The sequence below is a fragment of the Streptococcus sp. Marseille-Q0941 genome, assembly GCF_943736975.1.
In the GTDB taxonomy this organism is placed as follows: Bacteria; Bacillota; Bacilli; order Lactobacillales; family Streptococcaceae; genus Streptococcus.
The window spans coordinates 144,122-164,861 of the sequence record NZ_CALSFO010000002.1 but is presented as its reverse complement, the minus strand read 5'-3'; the positions used below and the strand labels follow the sequence as shown (position 1 = coordinate 164,861).

Below are 20,740 nucleotides of genomic sequence, written 5' to 3'. Positions count from 1 at the left end.
TTATCCTCCCACATTTGAGAAGTGCTCCACTCCTTTTCTCAATATGAATCTTGATATAATATAAAAAATGATGCACCAAATCAATTGAATACAAATAATTCTCAAATAGTCTATTAATTTATATGTATCATTACTAAACATCTGAAGCGGTTCATATACTAAGTATTTAAAAGGTAATACATCTAAAAACAGACGAAAATTATTTGAAAAAAAACTTAAAGGCAATAATATTCCTGATAAAAACTGAATTACTATTTCTTTAACAGTAAGGACAAAAAATATATTTTCTAACCAAAAAGAAAGCATACCTACACAACATGATATTAAAAACCATAGAACCATAGATAGAATAATTGCAATACTTCCTAAAATAAGAATTTCAATGGTTAATAACTCATTCTTGTAATAAACACTGGAGAATAAAATGACAGGAATGATGATAAATAATAAATGAGCAAGCCTATCTCCAAGCATTTTACAAAAATAATACTTATAAAAAGTAACAGGTTTTATTAATATGCTAAAAAAATTTCCTGAATGAACATCGTCATTGATTTCCCAATCAACTGGATAAAAAACAAAATATGAAAAAATTATAGTCCCCAAATAGTATTGAACCATTGAGGTAAAATCATATCCTGCTATATTTATCTGGTTACTCTGATATATATACGTCCATAAAAATACTGATATCATAATTTGTATACTTGCCTGTAACATTAACAATAGTACACTTGATTTATAGTTCAAAATAGATCGAAATGATATCAGAATAATAGACATTTCTTTTTTCAATTGTGCTCCTTTTTTGTAAAATAGTTTTGTAAAATAATTTCTTCTAAAGAAAGATTTGATATTTCAAAATCTTCTATATCTACAAGCTTATTGATTGATTCTAATGTCTCAAAGACAAAATCTCTAGGTATTTTTAGTATACATTCCGATTTTGTTTGAGAAATGACTACTACTCCTTTAACAGAGCATAACTCTGGTACCAAATCTAATGTCATTTTTATCTTTAAATATTTAAAATCAGAAAATTTAGATAAAATAACATCCATTGACTCCTGCAAAATAATTTTTCCTTTGTCAATGACGATTAATTCGTCACAAACAGACGAAATATCATCCATATCATGACTCGTTAAAATAATAGTAGTATGACATTCTTCATTCATTTTCTTTAAAAATGTTCTGATATCTTTTTTAGACTGTATATCTAACCCTATAGTAGGCTCGTCTAAAAATAATATTTCCGGACTTGTTAAAGATGCCGCGATAAACTCCATTTTCATTTTTTGTCCAAGAGAGAGGGTCCGGACCTGCTGGTAAAGCTGATCTTTTACATTCAACAAATTGCTTAATTCCTGAATTCGTTCTTGTAAAATCGCCGGTTCTACCTCATATAAAGTACCAATCAATTGAAAATAATCCATAGCCGAAACATCTTGAAATAACTGTAATTTATTTCCTACTACTATTGAAATTTTTTTTCTAAAATTTATACTTCTTTTAAATGGAATTTCTCCATTCACTTCTAATTTTCCGGAACTAGGATAAAGAGTCCCAGTCAACATTTTAATCGTTGTGGATTTACCAGCTCCATTACTCCCAATAAAGCCAACTATACTCCCTCTCTTAATCGTAAAACTAATATCTTGAACAGCTCGAATCGTTATTTGATTACGTTTCAAAAATCTCTTGATAAATGGGAGTCTTGAATCAAAATTATAAAAATTTTTAGATAAATTCTGAGCATTAATAACTATTTCACTCATATATCTCTCCTTTCGATAAAATATATTTACTTGTACTTTTTCCATACTTTACCAAAATGCTAAAGATTGAGCTAAAATCTTCGGGATGGGTAAAATAATATTTGTCTTTAAAAAGTTTCTCAAAACCTTCAAGGCGATTATTGAAATCATTAAATTTTGTATTGTCTAGCTGGTTGAATGTCTCTTTAATATCCATAAACTTTCTCCGTGATTCTTTATTTCACTTTATAAATAGAAGAGTGTCTATATATTTATAGATCCTCAAGAACTTGCATTTTATCAAGTATAAGTAGAATAGTATGTAAGGGTTTACATGTTCATATTATATGATTATTTAAGGAATCCGTCAATTTTCCACATTATTATATGACAAAATGTATTTTTTAAAAATGCAAAAATCTATGAGCAAGATGTTTGACTTCCTTTTTTAAAGTATATATACTTATATTGACCTTAGAAAAGAAAAAATGTTTGAACAGATATTCAATAATAATTACTTTTTTTAAAATTAAAATTCGAACTTTAAATTTTTATCTTTTTTATATTATTGAGTAACCTAAATTGCCCAATTTGTAAAATTTAGCTAGACAAAAAAAGACATCCAAGAGAAATTTCTTAAATGTCTGTAAACGTTGATATAAGCGTGTTGATTAACGTTTTGATAATTGTGATGCTTTACGAGCTTTCTTAAGACCTGGTTTTTTCAACATCTGCACCCAATTCAAGCAAGAGATTTACAGTATCTCTTCCCATGGTTGCCTGACGGTACAAAGGAGTCGCTCCATAATAATCAGGGATATTGATATCCAAGCCCTGTTCGACAAGCCAGATAACCAATTCATCCGGGACTCCTCCCATATGCAGAGGTGTACATAAGCTAAATCTTCCATCATGAGCGGTTAATTCACACTTATCATATACGGCCTTTAATTGGTCAATATTGCCATCAGTTAGTAGTTCATTAAAGTCCTTGGGCAAGGTAACTCTTTTCTTTTTTGCCATTTTTTCTCCTGTATCCATCATTCTATCTTTTTGTACATAGATTGTACTCTAAGAATCTTTCTTGATCTCTTTTATTTGTATTATACCCTAAAAGCTATGAATAGGCACGAACAAGTTTGATTTTTAACTTTAAAACACTCTTCTTTCAAGAAATTAAATAAAAAAACTATTCCTTAAAGGAATAGCTTTTTTACTTATAATTAAAAGTTTCTCCTGCCAACTTATCTGCTAACTTAGGAAAGAGGGTATAAAATTTATGAGCTAAATTTAGCAAGGCTGGGAGATTGAACTCGCGTTTGTTTTTTCCTATGATCTTAACAATCTTTTGCGCGACAGCATCTGGCTCCAATAGAAAACGGTCGACCGATTTGAGGTAGGTCCCATCTGGGTCTGCCTGGTCAAAAAATCCTGTACGGATAGGTCCTGGATTTACAGTTGTCACATAGACTCCATAGGGCATGAGTTCAAGACGCAAAGCGTTTGAAAAACCGATAGCCGCAAACTTGGTCGCTGAGTATAGACTAGACTTAGCAGTAGCGATTAAACCTGCCATGCTGACGATATTGATGATGTGACCTTTTCGAGTCTCCTTCATACGAGTTCCAACCAAACGAGATAGGTTCATCAAAGCAAAGGTATTAACCTCAAACATCTGATGAATATCTTGATCAGAAATCTTGTCAAAATCTTCAAAGATCCCGTAGCCAGCGTTGTTAATCAAGACATCAATCTTGCCATAACTCTGATAAAGTTCAGCTACTAGCTCTTCTATAGCTTGACCATCGGTAATATCAATTTCAATCAATTCTGCCTGAGGATGATTTCCGTATAGTTGAGCTAATTTTTCTCTATCTCTACCAAGTAAGATGAGTTGATCATCGGGCAAGAGTTTGATCATTTCTTGGGCTAGACCACCGCTAGCACCTGTAATGAGAATGGTTCGCATGATTCTCCTTTCTCTAGAAACTAGATTTCCACTTCTTCAAGGTCTTTAACCACATGGACATTTTCAAAAATCGTTGCTGCATCTTTCTTAAGCTGGCTGATATCTTTTGAAAGGAAACGGGCGCTGATATGGTTAAGCAAGAGTCGTTTGGCTCCCGCTTCTGTTGCTACTTGTGCAGCCTGCATATTGGTTGAGTGACCGTGATTGCGGGCAATCTTCTCATCCCCTTTGCCATAAGTAGACTCATGGACCAGGACATCGGCATTGATAGCCAGACGCACACTAGCATCCGTTTTTCTAGTATCACCCAAGATAGTGATAATCTTACCTGGACGTGGTGCTGAAATATAGTCTGCAGCTTTGATCTCGGTGCCGTCCTCTAATACGACATCCTGACCGTTTTTAATTTTTCCAAAAAGCGGGCCAAATGGGACGCCAGCAGCCTTAAGTTTTTCAGCATCCAAAGTTCCATCTAAATCCTTTTGCATGACACGGTAACCAACACAGAAAATGGTGTGGTCTAACTCCTCTGCATACACAGTGAATTTATCATTTTCAAGGATTTTCCCTAGAGAATCCTGGTCAAATTCATGGAAATGAATCTTATAGGGCAGGCGTGAACCTGACACTCGTAGACTGGTCAAAACAAAAGATTTGATGCCTTGTGGGCCATAAATTTCCAAATCTGTCTGCTCTTCATTGGCTTGAAAGGCACGACTAGAGAGGAATCCAGGCAATCCGAAGATATGATCTCCGTGCAAATGGGTGATAAAGATTTTGCTGACTTTTCGTGGTCGAATTGTGGTTTCCAGAATGCGGTTTTGCGTTCCTTCTCCACAGTCAAAGAGCCAAACTTCGTTAGTCTCGTCCAAGAGTTTCAGAGCGAGACTGGAAACGTTGCGGGCTTTAGAGGGCTGGCCAGCCCCCGTTCCTAAAAATTGAATATCCATTCGATACTTTCTAATTAATCAATATATAACATAGCGGTGCGATTTTCCGAGCGATAATAAAGCTTGCCAGAAAAAGCTCTAGCTTCTTGTAGTAAATCCTCTTGGCTATATCCCTTAAGTCGCTGTCTTCCATCTGCTAAATTTTCCAGATCTGTTAAAGCTGTTAGACTTTTTACGCTAACAACTTCCTCGTCCCCGACAGACTTCAAGTAAATCTTTCCAGACTCTTCAAAGACCAACTGATGAGGAAAAATTTGTGCAATCTCAAAGAGTAATTCATCCGAGATTACCTCTTCATTTTCAGAGAAAATCCGACCAAGCCCTTCTTTCTCGTAGCAAAATCCAAAAGATTTACCAGATAGATTGAGGCGAATAAAGGGCTTGGTTTCTAGAGTAAAACTTGGCTCAGCATTGTAGAGATTCAGTTCCTGACTCAGTTCAGCAAAGTAATCAGTCGCAGCTTCAGGACTCTTTTTCTGGTAGAGTTCAGCAAAGTAGGCATTCACTACGCTGGGTGGAGGTGTAATGAGAGCTAGTTGCTCCTCTTCAGACCTACCAGCTAAAAGTTGGTCCAGATAAACCTTGTCTAGACTCGTATATCCACCAAACTTGAGAGCTAATGTTTTGATATCAGTCATAAAATTCCTCTAATCTCCATTTATTTTTCTCAGCAATGTAGCCTGTGATGACTTCACCATCATCTTGGTAGTCCCGGTCTTCTAGAATCGCAACACTTTCTAAATCATGAATCTTGTAAGACTTAGAAAAAGGCACGCGCAGGGTAAATGACTCAAAAATTTCCTTAATCTTATCCAGCAGTAAAGCCTGCAACTGTTCGCGACTATCCTTAGATTTAGCAGAAATCAATGCATAAGGCGTTTGAGTAGGCATAAAGTCCTTCACCAAATCCGCTTTATTATAAAGGGTCAAGCGAGGAATATCCTCCATGTCCAAGTCTTTCATGATGGAGAGAACCGTTTTTTCATGTTCCTCATGGTAAGGATTGCTAGCATCGATGACATGGACCAAGAGATCTACATGCTTGCTTTCTTCTAGAGTAGACTTGAAACTGGACACCAACTCTGTCGGCAAGTCTTGAATAAATCCAACGGTATCGGTTAAAGTTACTTGTAGATTGCCCCCCAGATGGATGCTTTTAGTTGTCGCATCCAGAGTCGCAAAAAGCTCATCTGCTTCGTACTGGGTCTTGCTGGTCAAAGTGTTCATAATGGTTGATTTTCCAGCATTGGTATAACCAATCAAGCCAATCTTAAAGGTACTTGACTCCAAACGTTTTTCCCGAACTGTCGCCCGATTTTTCTCAACCACCTTGAGTTGACGCTCGATGTCTGTAATCTGGTTGCGAACACTCCGACGATTCAGCTCCAGCTGGCTTTCTCCCGAACCACGGGAACCAATTCCCCCTGCCTGACGACTGAGCATAATCCCTTGACCAACCAAACGAGGCAAGAGGTACTTAAGTTGGGCCAGATGAACTTGGAGCTTCCCTTCGTGGCTTCGAGCTCTCATGGCAAAGATATCCAAAATCAACTGCATACGGTCAATAACTTTAACACCTAACACCTCCTCTAAATTGACATTTTGTCGAGGAGTCAGACGGTTATTGACAATGACCGTCGTGATTTCTTCTGCGTCCACCATTTGAGCTATTTCTTCCAACTTACCAGAACCGACAAAGGTCTTGGAATCGTATTTTTCGCGTTTTTGTCTGTAACTATCAACAACGACTGCCCCTGCTGTATTAGCTAAACTAGCCAGCTCTTCCATGGAGAGGTCAAAATTATCCATGCCCTGGAGTTCAACTCCAATCAGCAGGACTCGCTCCTCTTTTTTCTCCGTTTCAATCATTTAAAAACTCCTCAATCTGGTTTAAAATACGCTCTTTCACACCAGATTCTCCTATCTGATAAAAGGTCACCTGCATGCGATTGCGGAACCAGGTCAACTGACGCTTGGCAAATCTACGAGTCGCCTGCTTGAGACTATCCCTCGCCTCCTCCAAACTTTGCTCTCCACGAAAATAAGGAAAGAGTTCCTTATAACCTATCCCTTTAACAGCTTGAACATCTGGATAATGGTCAAACAACCACTTGGCTTCGTCTAGAAGTCCAGCTTCGAACATCAGGTCCACTCGGTGATTAATACGTTCATAGAGTTGACTACGCTCATCATCCAAGCAAATAATCAATGGTTCATATAAACTTTTTTGATTTTCCAAGTCCTGACCAAAATGGGCAATTTCCAAGGCACGCATAGCACGACGACGATTAAATTGGGGAATTTCAAGACCTGCTTGATTCACCAGATGGGCTAACTCCTCATCTGAAAAATTCTCTAAGCTAGCACGATAGGCTAAAATCTCCTCATGAGGTGTTTCCCCACCTAAATGATAGCCCTCTAGTAGACTTTGGATGTAAAGCCCTGTCCCACCAGCGATAATAGCAAGCTTACCACGACTTTGAATATCCTCAATGGCTGCCTTGGCTTCTGAAACAAAATCAAAAGCCGAGTAGGACTCGGTTACATCTCTAACGTCGATTAAATGATGAGGGACAGTTGCCTGCTCCTTTGGACTAGCCTTGGCCGTTCCAATATCTAGCCCTCGGTAAACTTGTTGGCTATCTCCACTAACTACTTCGCCATTAAATTGCTTGGCAACTTCAATAGCTAGGGCAGTCTTTCCAACTGTAGTTGGACCAACAATCACAATTATTTTGCTTTTCATCGTTTTTCCTTGAAAAATTCCCATTTTTTCGTTACTATTATTATATCACAAAAAGCACAGTCAGAAAAATGCTATCTTTCTAGCTAATTCTGCCTGATATATAAATAAAAGGAGGAAGACTAATGGCTAAAGGTTTTGCTAAAGGTCTCGTAACAGGTGTTGCAGGAACTGTTGCTGCTGTTGCAGGTGCAGTATACACATTCAAAAAACAAGTGATTGAACCAGAAGAACAAAAAGCAGCTTTCATCGAAGAAAATCGTAAAAAAGCAGCTCGCCGTCGCGTATCACGCTAATCAATAAAAAAGAAGTTGGATTTTCCAACTTCTTTTTGTGTTATTAAATAGCCAAATCAAACTTCAGCTGCGGCTTAACCGGATCATAGTCAACCAACTCAAAATCCTCTGCTTTAATATCAAAGAAGTTTGTCTTGTCTGGTACATTCAAGACCAAACGCGGTTGGCAATTTGAAGGTTCACGACGGAGCAATTCCTGAGCTTGTTCAAATTGATTATCATAGATGTGAAGGTTATTGATAAAGTAGAAGAATTTCCCAACTTTCCAACCAAAGTGTTTGGCAATCATCATTTGAAGAGCCACATACTGCATAGCATTGATGTGATGGGCTACCAGCATATCGTTAGAACGTTGGGTCAAGGTCGCATCCAGATAGATGTCCCCATCAACTCGACGTACATCAAACATGGTCTGGAAGGCACATGGAAGAAGACCATCTGTTTCCTCAAATGCCTGATAATCCCAGAGAGAGATGATATTACGACGGTTCCAAGGATTGGCTTCTAACTGCTTAAGGATTTTGTTGATAATATCATGCTTCTTAACCACAGCTCCATAGCGCTCTCCGATTGTCCCGGTATCTCCCACTTCCCAGTCATTCCAGTAGTGGACATTGTACTTGTCATTAAGAACTTCTAGACTATTAGACTGATCTTGATAAATCCAAAGAACTTCCTTGATAGCTGATTTTATAGCAATTGGACGTAGGGTTGTGATGGGAAATTCACCCTTTGACAAATCATACTCTGCAAAAGCCCCAGTCACATAATTAGAGTTGGCAACTGTTCCATCCTTATACTTGGGACGAGCTTGTTCTGAAAAGACACCATCATTAAGGATTCGCTCGATATTCTCTTTAAAAATCTTATCTGCTTTTGTCATATACTCTCACCTCAACGTTTATTCTTAACTAGTATAGCATAAAAAAAGAAAGGAGGAAAATCACTAGCTTTAAGTTAGTGTTTTTCTCCTTTTTACTTTTATTGTAAGACAAGTGATGCTGCTCCGATAACTCCAGCGTCATTTCCTAGAGTCGCAAGAGCTAGCTTAGTTGTTGTGCGAACTTGTGGGAAGGTATTTTCGTCATAGACCTTTTGTACGCCTTGGAGAAGGAATTCTCCCGCTGCTGATACCCCTCCTCCGATAACAATCGTTGAAGGGTTGAGGATTGATCCGATGTTAGCACACGCAATACCCAAGTAACGTGAGAAGTTACGGTAAACGATCAAGGCAAGGTCGTCTCCTTCTTTTGCCAAATCAAAGACAGTTTTAGCAGTTACTTCTTCGCCATCATCAATCAAGCGTTTCAAGGCCGCATCGCCTTCGTATTCATCTGCATAACGACGAGTCAAGTTGACAATCCCTGTTGCAGAAGCAACTGTCTCAAGACAGCCTTTTTTACCACAGGTACATGCGATTGGTTGGTCAAAGTCAACAGTGATATGGCCAAGCTCACCTGCTGCACCAGCAACACCGTGAAGTAATTTACCTTCTGCGACAATACCGCCACCAACACCTGTACCAAGTGTCATAAAGACAACATCTGGTTGGTTATCACCAGCACCCATCCAGCGCTCACCAAGAGCAGCTACGTTGGCATCATTATCGATGAAGAATGGAATACCCAATGCTTTTTCCATTTTCTCTTTGATCGGTTGAAGAGTTTTCCAGTTGAGGTTATAGGCTCCGATAACAGTTCCATTTTCACGGTCAACCACACCAGGTGAACCCATGCCAATCCCTTGGAAATCCGCCGCAGACAATCCAAGCAATTCAAAACGATGTTGAATAGATGCAATCATATCGTCTACGATATGGCTTCCCTCATCCAAAATGTTAGTCTTGATAGACCATTTTTCTTGGATTTCTCCTTCTTGAGTTAAAATTGCGAACTTGACAGATGTTCCACCAAGGTCAATCCCAATAATCTTTTGACTCATTTTTTTCTCCTTATCTTTAATTGAAAATGCTTACAGTACTAGTATACCAAAATCCGCCTATCTATGCAAAGGTTTGCATTAACTTTCCAGATTTTTTTCTATTCTATGGTTTCCACAAACCAGAAGCATCTACATAATAGCGTCCACCATCCACTCGCTCATTTTTTGCCATTTTGCCGTCTGATTTGAGATAGTAGTTTCCTTGCCAAGCATTACGAGCATAAGAACCATCTGATTTTAAGTAGTACCAAGATTGGTAAGAAGAATCATAAACCCACTCACTCTTAGCCATCTTACCATTTGACTTGAGGTAGTATGCACCTTGCCAAGTATTACGCGCATAAGAACCATCTGATTTGAGATAATACCAGGCTTTGTAGTAAGAATCATAAATCCATTCACCCTGAGCCATCTTACCATCTGATTTGAGATAGTAACTTCCTTGCCAAGTATCGCGTGCATAAGAACCATCTGATTTGAGATAATACCAAGCTTGGTAATAGTTATCATATACCCACTCATTCTCAGCCATTCTTCCATCTGATTTGAGGTAGTATGCACCTTGCCAAGTATTCGTTACTGGTTTCCCATTTTCAGAAAAATAGTACCAAGATCCATTCTGACGAACCCACCCACTTACAGCTGGTACACTAGGAGTAGGTTCTGCACTATTTGGTGCTACGCTGTCAGGTGATACACTGTTGTTATCTTGAGATGCCCCCGTCTTTTTCTCTTTTAGCACTCCCTTTGGTGCATTCTTAGATTCACAGGCTATCCCATCATGATCCCTATCTAGAGCAGCAGAATAACCTGGTTCTCCCTTATGAATATCTGCATAACCATTCTCCCAAGCTTCCTTACAGCTTGAAAAATGGATACTTTCATCTGCCACAACTGGATGTAAAAACAAAGCTAGAGCAGGTAAAGAAGCTAGGCCTAGTTTTAATAAATGACGTTTGTTCATGATCTTCTCCTAAAATTATAATATCAACTTCCATATTATTTTATCAAACTTATTTCTGCAATTCAAGAAAACTTCTAGTTATTTCTGCAAACTCTTTTGGTTTTGCCCTATTCAAAATATGAGGGCCGTCAGGGATAATCTGGAACTGGGAATTTGGCATCAGTTTTTGAATAGCTTTCATTGAACTGAGATTAGGCTTATCCTGACTACCACAAATTAACAAGCTTGGATATGGACAATTTCGTGCAATCTCTCTTAAATCAAGTGTTTTTAATTCCTCAGAAACTCCAACCATAAGAGCCTTATCTGCTCCCTGTTTCTCAAATATCCTTTTGGGAAGCAATTTAAATATCAGCAACTGAATATAAAAAGGAATGTTACCCGCTAGTTTCAGTGGACAGCCTGACAAAACCAAGGCCTTAAGATTTGATATATCAGAACTTGAAAGCTCCAGTGCAAGGGCAGCACCTAAGGACAAACCGATTAGGACAAAAGGTTCCGTTTCCACTGTTAAGCGCTGATAAATGCGCTCCTTAGCTTCTTGGTAGGTAGTAACTCCGGAGGGAAATAACTCTAGGGCTTCAGAAGGATAATCTGCAAGAAAATTCTGAACTTCTTTCCAACTATCTGCTGACTGACCTAGGCCATGTAAAAATATTAATTTCATTTAGTCCTCCCTTACTGACAACTCATACAAGCCCCTAACTACATTGCAGCCATAGATGACTTCTGCCTGTTTCAAATCTTCTATAGTCAAGATTTTTTCTTCTACCTGCTTGCTCTCAAGCAAGTGTTGACGATAAATCCCAGGTAAAATGCCAAGAGTGCTAGGTGGGGTATAGAGTTTGCCATCCATTTTTAAGACCAGATTCCCAATAGAGGTTTCAAGCAAGTTCCCATCAGCAGTGTGATAGATGATTTCCTGATTTCCCACTGTCAAATGTGGGCGGTGTGTCGTCTTAAAGTAGGTAAAGGCCTGCTCCAAATCCGCTTCTTGCAGACAAAGTTGGGCATGACAGAAGCTAGAGCTAAGTGGAGTTAATACTTGTCGTTCGATTTCAATCTCTCCAAATTTGCTGAGACTGATTCGCATCCGGTAATCCTGACTTAGGTCACAAGCTTGGCATTCCTTCTCTATCTTTTGTCTCAGAACTTCTTGGTCAAATGAAAAGGCAAAATAACGACTAGCTTTTTGTAATCTTTCTAGATGTTGATTCTCAAAGAGCAATTTTTTCTGGCTGATTTTCCCAGTCGTAATCAATTGAAAACGAGGCTGTTTTCGGTAAAGAACCGCTGCTTTTTGCTGGACTTCACGGTATTCTGCTTCCCAAGTACTATCCCAAGTGATGCCTCCACCGACTCCATAGATGGCTTGTCCTCGATGCAGTTGAATGGTTCGAATAGCCACATTGAAAATCCGTCGTCCATTTGGAAGTAAGAGGCCAACAGTTCCACAGTAAACTCCTCTAGCTTGTGGTTCCAGGTCCTTGATAATTTCCATGGTCGCTATCTTGGGAGCTCCTGTGATGGAGCCACATGGAAAGAGTGAACGGAAGATTTCTACTAGATCAACATCCGGTCGTAACTGACTCTTGATGGTCGAAGTCATCTGCCAAACTGTAGAATACTGCTCTACTTGGCACAAACGCTCCACATGCTCACTACCCACCTCAGACAGACGATTCATGTCATTGCGCAAAAGGTCCACTATCATCATGTTTTCTGAACGATTTTTGGGATCCTGCTCCAACCAGGTTGCCTCTTGCAAATCTTCAGCATCAGTCAAACCCCGTTTAGTTGTTCCCTTCATAGGTCGAGTCGTCAACTCACGACCATTTTGCTCAAAAAAGAGTTCTGGGCTCATGGAAATCACTGCCATGTCGTCATGTTCAACATAGGCATTGTATCCCGCCTCCTGCTCCACCACCATGCGATTGTAGATAGCAAAAGGATTGGCAGACAACTCCTGCTTGAGTTGGACCGTATAATTGACCTGATAAGTATCTCCTTGTCGTAAATGATGGTGAATCTGATCAATCGCCCTTTCATAGTCCTCAGCAGATGTTACTTCCTGCCAGTTTGATGGCAAATCTACCTCCTCATAAGTCAGAGGAATGCTAGAGGTTTCAACACTTTCATGAACGGTGAAGTAAAGCAAATACTCACCTAACAAGGGACCCTCGTGAACCACTAACTTCTCCTCAAAAGCAGGTGCTGCTTCATAACTAACATAACCAACTACATAATAGCCTTGCTCTTGGTAGTTTTCAACTTGTGCTAACAAGTCTGCCACTTCTGCTAAATCACTGGTTTTTAACTCTTTAATAGGCTGGGTAAATACATATCTCTCGCCCAAAGCCCTAAAATCAATCACTGTTTTTCTATGCATATCCTAAGTATACCATAAAAGCCAGACCCCAAACAGAAGATTTGGCCTTTTAACTTACATGGTTGAGACAACTTACTCAACATAATCTAACAAATAACCGTAACCCTTTTCTTCCATTTGGTCTTTGGGAATAAAGCGGATAGAAAGACTATTGATACAGTAGCGTAAGCCCCCCTTGTCCTGTGGACCGTCCGTAAAGACATGGCCAAGGTGAGAATTTCCAACTCGGCTTCTCACTTCCATACGTGTCATATTGTAAGACTTATCTTCTTTGTAGGTGGCAACATCTGGACTGATTGGCTGGGTAAAACTAGGCCAGCCACAACCAGACTCAAACTTATCCTTTGATGAAAAGAGGGGTTCGCCAGTTGCCACATCCACATAGATACCAGATTCAAATTTATCCCAGTAGCGATTTGAAAAAGCTCGTTCCGTTTGATTTTTCTGAGTAACTGCATACTCCTCAGCTGACAAGGTCTTTTTCAATTCTTCATCACTTGGTTTTGGATATTTGCTGGCATCAATGACGGGATAGGCCGCCTGATTGACATTGATATGGCAGTAGCCATTTGGATTTTTCTTGAGATAGTCTTGGTGGTAATCTTCAGCCACCACAAAATTCTTCAAGGACTCCTTTTCAACTGCTAGAGGTTGATCGTATTTCTTAGCCACCTCATCAAAGACTTGGTTGATTACCTCCAAATCCTTGTCATCTGTGTAATAAATACCTGTACGGTACTGGGTCCCCACATCATTTCCTTGTTTATTTTTGCTGGTTGGATTGATAATGCGGAAATAATGGAGCAGGATTTCTTTTAAAGAAATTTGATTGGCATCATAAGTCACATGAACAGTTTCAGCATGCCCCGTTTGGCCAATCAATTCATACTGGGTTGTTTCTCCTCTACCATTCGCATAACCAGAAACAGCATCTGTCACACCCGCTACTCGAGAAAAATATTCTTCAACTCCCCAGAAACAGCCTCCCGCTAGATAGATTTCATGTAGGTCAGCATCTTTATCTGGCTCTGTTTTTTTCTTAGCACCTTGACCTTGGCTAACAGCTGCTTTCTCAATTTGAGAGGTATCGGAGTAGCTAGCGCTTCTTTTTTCCAAAAGAAATAAAATTCCGATGATGATGCAAATGAACACTCCAATTAAGAGTATTGTTTTTAATTTATCATTCATAATAAGCCTCTAATTCATAGTCTTTAAATTCTCTAAAGTAGTTTCCTTGTCCATAAAGCCTGGTTGAGTCTTCACCAATTTGCCTTCTTTATCAATAAATGCCTGAGTCGGATAAGAACGAACTCCGTAACTCGCTAAAAGTTGTCCCGAAGGGTCTAGCAATACTGGTAAAGCTTTATAGTCCAAACCCTGATACCATTTTTTAAAGGCTTCTTCTGACTGCTCCCCTTTTTGACCCGGAGAAACAACTGTCAAAACGACAAAGTCATCGCCAGCTTCTTTTGCCAGTTCATCCGTATCAGGGAGGCTGGCTAGACAAATAGAGCACCAAGATGCCCAAAATTTGAGATAGACCTTTTTGCCTTTATAATCTGATAGGCGATACGTTTTACCATCAACTCCCGTGAGCTCAAAGTCTGGAACTTCTTCTCCTTTTTTTGCAGTTTGAGAGCTAACTTGCGCTTGTTTGTCTCCACTCTGCTTATCAGTTTGGTTTGTTGCCTGATTTTTACAAGCCGATAGACAAACCAGACTAGCGCAGACCAATACAGATGCTTGCCATTTTTTCATTTTCATCACCTTTCTCACTCACCATATGAATATAGATATTTACTTTGTAGTTCTATTATATACCTAGCATCCTAAAAATACTTGAAATCTGCTTGGAAAATTAGGCATCTTTTCTTGCACAAAAAACTCCCACCTGCTTAGCGGGTGAGAGTCAATTGATTATTTAAAGATAGAAGTTTTAAAGCTATCTGTTTGTTGAAGAAGTTTCTTGAAGAGTTTTTCTTTAAGTAATACGGTGTTATCAAATTTGACAGAACCATTACTTAGAGTGGTCTTATCTTTATCAACTGCTTCAGCAAATGCTCGTTTCAAGTCTTCATAACTATTGTATGTTTTACCATCAATTTCAATAGACTGAATTCCTTTTTTAGCGTTATTCACTACTTCTTCGAAATAAGCTTTCTTCCAATCTTCGAGATTGTTAAATTTTCCTTCAGAAATCTTGTTAATGATGAAGTCATCACCTAGAGTATCTTTACCAGCTTTTTTAGATTCAGCTTTTAGCATGTTAGAAGCATAGTTTAGGAAGCCTTTTTCGTAGCCATAGTAACCCCAGATTCTAAAAGTATTATGTTTGAATGACATAGCTCCAGGAGCACCTTCACTAGTATTTCCACCATAGATACCCGTCATCATCGGTACAGTAACGTAGGCTGAACCAAAGTCGGATGGATTATAGACTCCATTTCCAGGTCCACGATTGGTCATGAAGTTGTTGGTAATGAGGTCATTTACTGTATGCAAAGGAATAGTCTTTTCATCATCACTTAAAGGTCGAACCTTATCGAATTGATTCTTGGTGTTGTTTCCTCGGTACTGTCTGTCTACTTTCTTGAACCAAGCATTGTTTAAATCTTGATTTGCTTTATTGAGGACAGCTTCTCCTTCAAGATAATCTAGAAGCATGAGAGTGTCATTATAGCCCTTCATGTAACGATCAATTTCGTCACGTGATTTAAGGTTATTTGGATTAGTGTTATACCATTGATTTCCATCATTTGGACGTTCATAAGCCATGTTGAGACCTAGGGCTTTGTACTCACCATTTGGATTTGATACTGACGGAGTTTGTAACATTCCTTGAGCAAATGCTTCAAGATCTGTTCCTTCACGGTGTCTTGAGCCACCCAAGTAGACCATACGGTCATTTACGTGAGTCGTTTCGTGAGTGAAAGCAGAAACCCCAAAGTCACTAATCATATCTGTAACCATGAAGAAGACAGAGTCATCTTTATATGGATTTGGATAAACTCGAGCCACTGCTCCCATACGCCAGTCAGTCGCATGGTAACGGCCTGTAGGTCCGTACAATTCACGGATAGGTGCCACATCTTTACCACCATCTGTATGGCCATAACGGTCCGTGCTAATACCTTTATAGTTTTGATTATCCAAAACTGGTGTCGGTACCATGTTATTGCTCTTCAAGAGTCTGTTACGAACTTTATCGATTGATAGACGTGACCAGAAGTCTAGATAATTTTGTTGACCTTTTGCAACCTTATCAATTTCAGCTTTGAAGGCATTACGTTCTGCTTCAGTATACTTACCATATTTCTCAAATGAACTATAAGCCATTGTATTGTATGTTGAAATCAAGAACATATGGGCATCTTTTAAGTTCAAGAGTGGCAAGATCATCTTACCGTGCATATCGTTGTTTAAGCCTTCATAGGCTCTGTGTTTCTTATCAGCAAACTCAGGAGTTGTTGTTTTTGGTTCCACGATATAAACATTGTCTTTGGTTGCTTTGATAAACCAATCGTTTAGATCTTTGTCTTCTGTGAATAGACGCATATTATAGTCTAAGAAACTGTTTAACTCACCTATACCGATAACTCCACCGATAGCTTCGCGATAAGCTTCTAAAGTTCTATCACCTTTAATGTTATTTTCTTTAGAATCAATCTGAATCAAAAAGTCTAACACACTTACATTTTTACCGTAGAAGTCTGGTTTGAACAACATGAGTTGCTTGATATTGACATCATCAAACTTCACTCCGTAATAACGGTTCAGGTAAGAAAGACCAAGGAGAACTGCTGCCTTGTTATCATCAATTTTCTTGATCAAAGCACGTTTAGCAGCCTCATCTGTGTTTAATTGATGATCCTCATTTTCAACCAACTGTTTCACAAATTTAGTAAGATTATCCTTAACTTCTTTAAAGGTTTCTTCAAGATAAAGGTTCTTAATAGCATTAACTTTGTTTGGACCAGTTCTACCAAGGTGCGTGTAGATTGGGTCAGATTGTAATTCCACAGGACTCAATTTTTCAACAATAGCATTGATGAGATCACTACGGTCCTTATCAACCATGTTCGGAGTGTAAACAACTTCACCAAGTTCTGCAATACCGTACTCTTTCACTTGTTTCACTTTTGAATCTTTAGGTGAAATGGTAAAGATATCTTTTGTCTTATCTGCATAGTGGATCATAATATGATCAGCATTAGCCAATTCCGTCACAAAGGTATTGCCTTTCATGGCAGTTACAGACAATACTTCTTTAGTCAAGAGGGGACTTCCAGCAGCTAATTTATTACCTTGGTCTACAATCCACTCTTTATTATAGAAAGGTTGAAGTTTTGCAATATTACGGTAAGCTAGCTCACGAGTCGCATCATAACTATCAATTGCTTTGTACTGATCGTCTTTGTTTAGACTGTTATTAAGCTTGTCTTCAATAGGTTTGCTGCTGGTAAATTTATCAGCAGTGATTCCCATTGCTTCAATTTTCTTCTCTGCTTCTGCCAGTGAGATACTTGGAATTTTACGGGAATTGTTAAAGGATTTCTTACCTTCACTCACGCCATCAACACTATAATTACGTTTGGTTCTTGAATATGTGAAGTAGTCGTCAGCATCAATATCCGAGTGACCAAACACCATTTCACCTGTTTTGACTTTCATCATAGTGATGTTGTCTTCAATAGTACCTAAGGCCCAGTTGGTACCCAGCAATCCACCAGATTGAACAGCTTCTTTCAGTTCTATAGAACCTTTAGCAACTGAATTTCTAAGGACCCCTTCTTTACCAACCGTATAGTTATTAGCACCATTTTGCGATGAATAGACTAGACCTGCAGCTTTTGCTTTATTACCAGTGATCTCAGCATCAACGTATGCTTTCTCAACAACACCCTTCCAGTTTTCACCAAGAATACCAGCTAAATAGCCTCCTCTATTGCCAGCAGCGTGAAGTTTACCGATAAAGGCGACATTACTTACTTTTCCACTACCATCAATTTTATTGATAATACCAGCTACATCATTGTTACCGACAACACTTCCAGTTACTTTGACGTTTTCAATAGTTGCATTGTTTTTGATAACATTGGCGATTGGAGCTACTCGATCAACTCCAGGCATATCAATATTGACATTTTCCAGTAAGAGATCCTTAACAGAACCACCTTCAATGTTTCCAAATAATGGTCTAGTGATATTATGAATAGCAAATTTATTACCATCAGTGCTTCCCAATGAACCTTTAAAGGCATTGGTTACATAAGATTTGCCAGTCGGTGGTACATTATTAGCATTCATATTGCTACCAAGCTTAAAGGTACCCGTAGGATTCGCTTGCATAGCTTTTACAAGTTCATTAAAGTCGTAGTACACATCACCTTCATGAGCTTTTGGCTTAGGCAAATAGTGTACATACTCTTCAGTGAAACGATTTTCTGCAGTACGTTGAATCAAATCTGGTGCTTTTGCAGTTACCTTGTAAAGTTTATTTCCATCTACAGTAACTTCTTCGATTTTATCAACAGCTAGTTTCGTAACCTTGTTATCGTAAGTCGTAACTTTTAAGTAGTAAGGCTTAACATTCGATGGTTTCTCGGACAAGAGACTACTATCGGTCTCATTACCTTGGTCATCAACACCGATTAAGCTTGTTTCCTTAATATTTTTGACTTCAACTTTTTTAAGGTCGATTCTCAGTGGTTCTTCTTTAAGAATTTCTTCTTCGTCACCATTACCACGATCATACACCATAGTTGTCGCAAGTGTATAGTCCTTGTAATAATCTAGGTCAGCTAAAGCTGTCGCCAGATTAGACTCTGAAATAGCAAATGTCTTAATAACTTGATCGCCTTTTTTCAACACTGCTTGAATAGACTTGATAGTCACTCCATCTGGTTTTTTAAGGCTATAAGTTGCATTTGCACTTCGATTCAATTCTTCTGTATCAACTTTAGTTAATGTTAGAGTAGGTTTTTCTAATTCCTTAGTACCTTTTTTGATAATGTGGTCTTGTGCCTGTTCAACAATTTCTTCTGAAACAGTAGGTGCATCTGCAGTTTTCACACCCTTGATAGTTTTGTAGACTTTGGTAATTTTCTTCTTACCATTCTTGCCTACCTGAGCAACTGTTTCAGTTCCCTTGAGTAGACTAGAATCTTGTTCCGTTATCGTTTTAAAAGGAACTTCTTCAACAGAAACTTCTTCGGTTTGGCCTTCAATTAGTTTGGTTCCACGACTGATTTTTTCAGCTAGAGGAGCTTTAACAACTTCCGTACTAGTGCTGATAGCTTCGCCAACTTTCTCCCCATCTACAGTTTTGTAGACACGATGTATGAGTTGACTACCAGCTTCACCCTTTTGAACAACACTTTCTTCGTCTGTATAACGATTAGAATCCGATAGGTATTCTGTAGGATATGGAATTGTAATAGTTTCTGTTTCCGTCACAGTTGACTCTGTCACAGTGTATTCTGGCAAGCTCGGTTGAATGAGAGGTTCACCTTCGTGTCCTTCTTCCTGAGTCCCTTTAGCTGTTACTTCATCTGTATAGGCTGGAAGTTCCGGTTGGATTGGAGATTCGCCTACATGACCTTCTTCTTGGGTACCCTTGGCGGTTACTTCATCTGTATAGGTTGGAAGTTCCGGTTGGATTGGAGATTCGCCTACATGTCCTTCTTCTTGAGTACCTTTGGTGGTTACTTCTCCTGTATAGGCTGGTAATTCCGGTTGGATTGGAGATTCGCCTACATGTCCTTCTTCTTGGGTACCCTTGGCACTTACTTCTCCTGTATAGGCTGGTAATTCTGGTTGGATTGGAGATTCGCCTACATGTCCTTCCTCTTGGGTCCCCTTGGCTGTACTATTCTCTGGTTGGGTTGGAAGCTCTGGTTTGACAGGGGGTTCAGGCATAGGGGCTTCTTCTTGGGTCTTCTCAGTTGTTACTTCACTTGTATTAGCCGGAGGTTCTGATTGAACTAGAGATTTGCTTCCATGGGTTTCTCCCTGTGTTGCTGTAGTTGTAGTTTCTTCACTGTAGGTTGGAAGCTCTTGTTGAACAAGTGATCCGCCTTCACGAGCTTCTTCTGTCACTTTATCTGTAATCAAGTTGTTATCTTGATTATTTTCAGGCATTGAAACCTTCAAATCAGCTTCTTTGAAGTAACCAATATAGTCATATCCATCAATTTGAATAACTCCGTTGGCTAAATCTTCTTGACTACAAGCAGAGATTGTTTGGTTATAAGATAAAAGAATTTGATTTTCAAAAGCTTGAATAGTCTGAGGAATGAAGTAGCTACCTCCAAGTGCACCAATAAAAAGAATACCTGCTATCTTATTAGGTCGCTTCTTAGAGAACACTAGTACAGCTAATGAAGCTGTTGCAAAACCAAGACCAACAAGACCTAGCTCTTTACTTCCAGTATTTGGTAAATGTTGTGTATGAACTTCTTTTTTTCTATAGACAAGATAAACAACATCATCTTGTTTTAAATCAGAAGGAAGTTCCTTATGAATAAGGCCTTTTTCAGCTTCTGTCAGTTCTTGCTCTGCTAAATAACGATAGTGTACCTGATTTGGCTCACAAACTTCATTAGCTGCTACTTGATCAAGCAAGAGGTTGTTAGCACCGAAAAGTACGGCTCCGATGACAGCAGAACCGACTCCAACAGAGAACTTTCTAATAGAATATTTTATAACTTTTTCAATTTGTTTCTTTTCCAT

At 38.8% G+C, this 20,740-nt stretch carries 17 protein-coding genes and 1 pseudogene; 1 reads left to right on the top strand and 17 read right to left on the bottom strand.

Annotated elements, in window-relative coordinates:
• The 9 genes and pseudogenes from NGI26_RS01600 to miaA form a co-directional block, all read right to left on the bottom strand.
• Entirely contained in the window at nucleotides 1–795 is a 795-nt protein-coding gene (locus NGI26_RS01600; RefSeq protein WP_003013825.1) for an ABC transporter permease, read from the bottom strand.
• Nucleotides 792–1,778 carry an ABC transporter ATP-binding protein gene (locus tag NGI26_RS01595; RefSeq protein ID WP_003010129.1) on the bottom strand — a complete coding sequence of 329 codons (987 nt, stop codon included), beginning with the start codon at nucleotides 1,776–1,778 and terminating at the stop codon, nucleotides 792–794. The genes NGI26_RS01600 and NGI26_RS01595 overlap by 4 nt, the downstream gene beginning before the upstream one ends.
• Complete coding sequence (locus NGI26_RS01590) at nucleotides 1,771–1,974, bottom strand: hypothetical protein (protein ID WP_003010127.1); 204 nt, start codon at nucleotides 1,972–1,974, stop codon at nucleotides 1,771–1,773. Before NGI26_RS01590 ends, NGI26_RS01595 begins: the two co-directional genes overlap by 8 nt.
• 503 nt (nucleotides 1,975–2,477) lie before the next feature.
• A pseudogene (locus NGI26_RS01585) lies at nucleotides 2,478–2,780 on the bottom strand (ankyrin repeat domain-containing protein); the annotation flags it as partial.
• 190 nt (nucleotides 2,781–2,970) lie between these two features.
• Nucleotides 2,971–3,726, bottom strand: a complete 756-nt coding sequence (locus NGI26_RS01580; RefSeq protein WP_251935193.1) for an SDR family NAD(P)-dependent oxidoreductase — start codon at nucleotides 3,724–3,726, stop codon at nucleotides 2,971–2,973.
• Nucleotides 3,727–3,746: 20 nt separating this feature from the next.
• Nucleotides 3,747–4,676 carry a ribonuclease Z gene (rnz, locus tag NGI26_RS01575; RefSeq protein ID WP_251935190.1) on the bottom strand — a complete coding sequence of 310 codons (930 nt, stop codon included), beginning with the start codon at nucleotides 4,674–4,676 and terminating at the stop codon, nucleotides 3,747–3,749.
• A 14-nt stretch (nucleotides 4,677–4,690) separates the two neighbouring features.
• On the bottom strand, nucleotides 4,691–5,314 hold the full coding sequence (locus NGI26_RS01570) for a cystathionine beta-lyase (RefSeq protein ID WP_251935187.1): 624 nt from the start codon (nucleotides 5,312–5,314) through the stop codon (nucleotides 4,691–4,693).
• Nucleotides 5,307–6,545, bottom strand: coding sequence for a GTPase HflX (gene hflX / locus NGI26_RS01565; protein WP_251935184.1), 1,239 nt, complete (start codon nucleotides 6,543–6,545; stop codon nucleotides 5,307–5,309). Before hflX ends, NGI26_RS01570 begins: the two co-directional genes overlap by 8 nt.
• Nucleotides 6,538–7,422, bottom strand: a complete 885-nt coding sequence (gene miaA / locus NGI26_RS01560) for a tRNA (adenosine(37)-N6)-dimethylallyltransferase MiaA (protein ID WP_251935181.1) — start codon at nucleotides 7,420–7,422, stop codon at nucleotides 6,538–6,540. Before miaA ends, hflX begins: the two co-directional genes overlap by 8 nt.
• A 122-nt stretch (nucleotides 7,423–7,544) precedes the next feature.
• Here miaA and NGI26_RS01555 point away from each other — a divergent pair, with 122 nt between their 5' ends.
• Nucleotides 7,545–7,715 (top strand): DUF3042 family protein, encoded by a 171-nt coding sequence (locus tag NGI26_RS01555; protein WP_251935178.1) that lies wholly within the window; start codon nucleotides 7,545–7,547, stop codon nucleotides 7,713–7,715.
• 43 nt (nucleotides 7,716–7,758) lie between these two features.
• On the opposite strand, the gene NGI26_RS01550 is transcribed toward NGI26_RS01555, so the two are convergent.
• The 8 genes from NGI26_RS01550 to NGI26_RS01515 all read right to left on the bottom strand — a co-directional run bounded on the left by NGI26_RS01550 (nucleotide 7,759) and on the right by NGI26_RS01515 (nucleotide 20,740).
• Nucleotides 7,759–8,598 (bottom strand): thymidylate synthase, encoded by an 840-nt coding sequence (locus NGI26_RS01550; protein ID WP_251935175.1) that lies wholly within the window; start codon nucleotides 8,596–8,598, stop codon nucleotides 7,759–7,761.
• 98 nt (nucleotides 8,599–8,696) lie between these two features.
• Nucleotides 8,697–9,656: an ROK family glucokinase gene (locus NGI26_RS01545; protein ID WP_251935173.1), complete on the bottom strand. Its 960-nt coding sequence runs from the start codon at nucleotides 9,654–9,656 to the stop codon at nucleotides 8,697–8,699.
• Between the two features lie 103 nt (nucleotides 9,657–9,759).
• Nucleotides 9,760–10,620, bottom strand: a complete 861-nt coding sequence (locus NGI26_RS01540; protein WP_251935170.1) for an excalibur calcium-binding domain-containing protein — start codon at nucleotides 10,618–10,620, stop codon at nucleotides 9,760–9,762.
• Between the two features lie 49 nt (nucleotides 10,621–10,669).
• Entirely contained in the window at nucleotides 10,670–11,287 is a 618-nt protein-coding gene (locus NGI26_RS01535; RefSeq protein WP_251935168.1) for an alpha/beta fold hydrolase, read from the bottom strand.
• A complete protein-coding gene (gene pabB / locus NGI26_RS01530; RefSeq protein WP_251935165.1) occupies nucleotides 11,288–13,009 on the bottom strand; it encodes an aminodeoxychorismate synthase component I in 1,722 nt (573 codons plus the stop codon). It lies immediately after the preceding gene.
• Nucleotides 13,010–13,081: 72 nt separating this feature from the next.
• Nucleotides 13,082–14,197 carry a peptide-methionine (R)-S-oxide reductase MsrB gene (gene msrB / locus NGI26_RS01525; protein WP_251935162.1) on the bottom strand — a complete coding sequence of 372 codons (1,116 nt, stop codon included), beginning with the start codon at nucleotides 14,195–14,197 and terminating at the stop codon, nucleotides 13,082–13,084.
• A gap of 9 nt (nucleotides 14,198–14,206) precedes the next feature.
• Complete coding sequence (locus tag NGI26_RS01520) at nucleotides 14,207–14,767, bottom strand: TlpA family protein disulfide reductase (protein WP_251935159.1); 561 nt, start codon at nucleotides 14,765–14,767, stop codon at nucleotides 14,207–14,209.
• Nucleotides 14,768–14,926: 159 nt separating this feature from the next.
• Nucleotides 14,927–20,740, bottom strand: coding sequence for a ZmpA/ZmpB/ZmpC family metallo-endopeptidase (locus tag NGI26_RS01515; RefSeq protein WP_251935156.1), 5,814 nt, complete (start codon nucleotides 20,738–20,740; stop codon nucleotides 14,927–14,929).